The organism is Candidatus Symbiopectobacterium sp. (assembly GCF_020054415.1).
GTDB lineage: Bacteria > Pseudomonadota > Gammaproteobacteria > Enterobacterales > Enterobacteriaceae > Symbiopectobacterium.
The window spans coordinates 1-4319 of sequence record NZ_JAHWCO010000519.1 but is presented as its reverse complement, the minus strand read 5'-3'; the positions used below and the strand labels follow the sequence as shown (position 1 = coordinate 4319).

3 protein-coding genes and 2 pseudogenes are annotated in these 4319 nt (G+C 50.7%); all 5 read right to left on the bottom strand.

The features are described 5' to 3' along the window. Positions 1–140 precede the first annotated feature (140 nt). A pseudogene (gene add, locus QZ506_RS15070) lies at positions 141–845 on the bottom strand (adenosine deaminase); the annotation flags it as partial. 98 nt (positions 846–943) lie between these two features. Next, positions 944–1501 (bottom strand): hypothetical protein, encoded by a 558-nt coding sequence (locus QZ506_RS21665; RefSeq protein ID WP_367273029.1) that lies wholly within the window; start codon positions 1499–1501, stop codon positions 944–946. Between the two features lie 6 nt (positions 1502–1507). Beyond that, entirely contained in the window at positions 1508–1786 is a 279-nt protein-coding gene (locus tag QZ506_RS21660) for a hypothetical protein (protein ID WP_367273028.1), read from the bottom strand. Between the two features lie 200 nt (positions 1787–1986). Further along, a complete protein-coding gene (locus QZ506_RS15060; RefSeq protein WP_291972130.1) occupies positions 1987–3537 on the bottom strand; it encodes a YdgA family protein in 1551 nt (516 codons plus the stop codon). A 47-nt stretch (positions 3538–3584) separates the two neighbouring features. Further along, positions 3585–4177: pseudogene (gene manA / locus QZ506_RS15055) on the bottom strand (mannose-6-phosphate isomerase, class I); the annotation flags it as partial. Between the last annotated feature and the right edge of the window lie 142 nt (positions 4178–4319).

The window sequence follows — 4319 nt, the reverse complement described above, 5'->3', positions numbered from 1 at the left end:
TGCCATACTTGGTTTGGCGGAAAATGCTTGTCACTCTAGGTGTGCTGTTTTCTTACGCGAGCTAACTGAATGATTTTACGTTGCTAAGATCAGCAGTTTCACTGGGGATGCAGCATAAAATATGTTTATTCAACAAAGCCCATATGAGTCATTAGCGTTTTATCAACAATGGCGGCTACTCCATGAACAATACGTTCCGCACCCAATTGCCGAATAGCCTGCCAGATACTTTCAGCATCCGCCGCTTCACCGGCATGAACTGTAATATGCCAACCGTTATCACGAGCCTGACGAAAATGAGAAGTAAACAGGCAGCCCGGAAAGCCGAGTTCATCCCCAGCGAGATCGAGTGCTACGATCTTGTCGCGGCAGGCTTGCAGGGCATCCAGCTCTTGCTGGTACGCCTCAGATCCAAAGGTACGGCTCATGATACCAATCAGCTGGATATCGGTGTCGTAATCGCGACAGCCTGCTTGCATACCATCGATAACCGCCTCGACCACGCCTTGCAACGGAAGTGCATGGCGCTGCGCCATATAATAGGGTGAGAATCGCAGCTCTGTGTGATCAAGACCGGCGCGCACCGCATCTTCCACGTTTTCATAAGCAACACGGCGGCAGGCATCGAGAGAACCGAGCACGGCCACGCCCCAATCCAGTTTTTTAAGAAAACCAAGTAGATTAGCCGCTTTGTCGATGACCTGTACGTGTGGGATCAGCGTTTCAAGCGTCTGCGCAGGGAGTGTGATGTTAAACTGGCGTACTAAATCGAGGATCGTTTGTGCGCGAATATTGCCATCAAGGTCACGGTGAATGTCTGTCAACGGGATTGAAAGATCGATCATAATGGCTTCTTTCGCTCCGCGCACCAATGTGCATTGAGCCGTTAAATTAATAAGGTACTGTTTAGTATAAACAATATGGCATGGAATACCATTGCCGATTACACGAATGGGCGATCTCTGCCTGTGCTACGCACCATGAGAGGAATTACTCGCACACAGCAGGATTCCGCGATCAGTTCGATCACGGTTTGTGCAAACAGGATCGCCGGCAGTACCGGCATAGCGCTAGGGATCGATAAGGCCAGGGGCAGGATCACTAACGAATTACGTGTGGCGCAACTGAATGCCACGGCACGCCGGCTGGCGGTGTTCAAGTCAAACAAGCGTGCCGTCGACGCGCCAATACAAGGCGCGGCAACGGCAAACAGTAGGTAAAACGATAGCGCCTGACGTACCGGGCCGATCGCCAGTTCTAATTGTGGCACGACAGACGCTACCACTAAAAAGATCACAACGGCCGTCGCGGGCACCGGTAACCAACCGGCAGCGTTAGTGATGCGTTGCACGATCAAAAAGCGCGATTGGATGTGTTGTAATAAACCAGCGCCGATAAGCGGCATCAGGATCAGACAGATAAACGCTTGCGCAAACGGGGCTGGCGAGATTAATGCCGCAGCAGCGTCATCCAGGAACAGCGCCAGATAAAGCGGTAGCAACAGCAGTTACATTGCCAACAACAGCGGGGTGCAGGCAAGCAAACGGGCGGCGTCATCGCGTCCGAGATGGCAGAAGGTTACAATGTAATCGATACAGGGCGCTAACAGCACCAGCAGAATGCCAAATTGCACCAGGGGAACATCCGGCAGCAACGGGCGGGTAAGCAACAGTAATAACGGAATCCCGATGAAATTGGCAGCCAGCAGCGCGCCAATAAAACGCAGATTGCGCAATCCATCAAGCAAGGTCACCAGAGGCACCTGCATAAAGGTCACGAACAGCATGATGGCTAACGCCGGGTTGATCAGTCTTACCCAACCCTCTGTTTCAGAAAAAACCTGTGCTGCCAGTCAGGCTAGTGCCATTGCAGCAAAATAAAGTACGCTCTGGCGTGATTCGAGTGTGTGTTTATCCAACGCTATGACCATTCACTCAGTGGATTTGGGGGAGTAGCGCCTGCCATAGCGCACAGGCGGTACAGAGATTACTTCGCTTGCGGGGGGACAGCGGCCGGTGAGTCTTGAGCTTCTGGCTCGGCATCATCGCCTTCGTCACCTTCATCAGTAGGGATATCGATAAAGGGGGCAATAAACTCCGCCAGTGATATTTTACGCCCGTTGAACTCAACCTGATTGTCCGCATAGTGCAGCGAACTGGTGATGGCGTCATCTTTGGTGACGGTGATTTGGTTCATTTCGCCTACGCCAGCCAGCATTTTCACTTGCTCTTGCGCACTGGCAATCAGTTGCTGATGTTCCTGATCCGATTGCGCCTGCCTTCCGGCCTGAACGATACCTTCCGCCAGCATCGCCATTGGCGCGTTCAACGTCACATCCAGTTGTTTAACCGCACGACGGATCACGCCTTCTTCATCGCTTTGTGCCGGCGGTGTTAACGCTGTAGATTGTGCAGGATTACTCAAATTGAGCGAGGCGTTGAGCGTGCTCTCACCTTTGGCATTTTTCCAGCTCAAGGGGGCGATGGTAAAGTTCGGGTTGCCTTTCAGCAGGCTGGGCAGAGCATTGCGTAATGATTGCCCCAGTTCATACTGAAAACGCAGCGGATCCATGGCAGACGGCGACTCCAGGAATGATGCACTCAACGTCTTATAAGTTTTGGCGAACTGCTGTGTCGCTTCACCATCGAGTTGGTTAAAGCTGAAAGTAAACTTCATTCTACCTAGATCGCGATCTTTGAGCAGCAGTGTGTCTAATGACAACGTTATCGCGCCAGCGATGTTTTTGTCGTCTTCGTTCATGGTGCTTTTGATCACGAAGTTATTCAGCATGACAGGGTCACTTGTTGGCGGTGTCACCTTCATTGATTTCAGGGTAACGCTACCATCACAGAGATCCAGATTAAACTTGCCGCGGTGATTGTTCGCTTCCAACCCAAGGCCTTCGAGAACGATAGTCTCTTTGCCGCCTTCGTAGTTGGTGGTTTCTGATAAAAAGTGAGAAACAGTGCCTGAAATTCGGCTGCTACGTAGATCGTGGGCAAGGTCTAACGCAATATCAGTGCCGCTGAAGGCAAATTTGGTGCCTTCACTGTCAATATCCAGTGGGCGCAGAGAGATAACTGAAGCGGTATCTCCATTGAATGCCACGCGTGTTTCTGCGCTGAAGAACGGTTGGTTCTGAAGTGCTTTGGTCGCTTCGGTGTTAGCCAGTTCGCTGTGAATATGCGCCATGCTGGGACGTAAATTCATTTTTTTCAGTAGTGCGAGCGGAAGTGGCCCGTGTGAAACGGTTTCGTTGAGCACTATTTCGTTTTTGGGGGCTAACGGACGCGTTTCTGATGCAGAACCATCTGGCTGCAATACCAGTGAAAACGTGCTGCTGAACACCCCTCCCTGATAATCACGATACACGAGCTTGAAACCTGAATTCGGATATGTTTCCTGTAACTGCTTGTTAAATTCAGCAGTAACCGTATCGATATTTTGTGCTAATTGCTTGCCCGTATACCATGACGCACCTGTCCACACGGCGCCCAGTGCTACAATAACTCCGACGGCAACCAGAGACTTCTTCATAGTGTGATTCCTTTTCTAAGTAAGCATCCCTTAAGGGGAGAAAGTGTCTAACCATTATACACGCGTACCAGTCGTCCACTTCCCTCTACGCTGACGGGAGACTCTGACGCACGCAAAAAGCAGGATTCGCCGGGGCGAAGCGTAAGCAGCTGACTATTTTTCATCAATGTGGCCTTTCCATCGATACAAAAGACAACGGCTGCGCTCTGTTGGTTCAGCGTTTGTGGCTGATCCTTCAGATGATGCAGGGAAAAGGCAAAATCTGCGACAGGTACGGTAAAATAGCAGGTTTCACCGTCTTCAATCGGCTGAGTTAACAGCTGGTTTGCCGGTTTGGGGATAAATTTCACATTCGCCAGCAGTTCAGGAATGTCGATATATTTAGGGGTGAGTCCAGCCCGTAACGTTATCCGAATTTGCCATCACCTCCAGCGCTACACCGTTCAGGTAAGCATGCGGGGTTTCCCATCGCTTGTCCCGGTTGCAGCGTGATGACGTTGAGCAATAACGGAGAAAACAGTCCTCTATCGTTAGGGTATTCCTTAATGATGTTGCGCAGTGTCGCCCAGGGTTCACCCTGCTGTGAGGTGAGTGCTGCTTTTAACACCGCTAGGGCGCGATCTTTAATCTCTGCGCGCATACGGCTTTGTTGAATAAATAGAACTTTTGGGTAATCATCGGAGCAGATCACCACAGTTGTTTCAAAATCAGGTCTCCATGGCAAAACAAAATTTTAAAATCACCAACTGGCCCTCTTATAACAAGGCCCTCAAGCAGCGCGG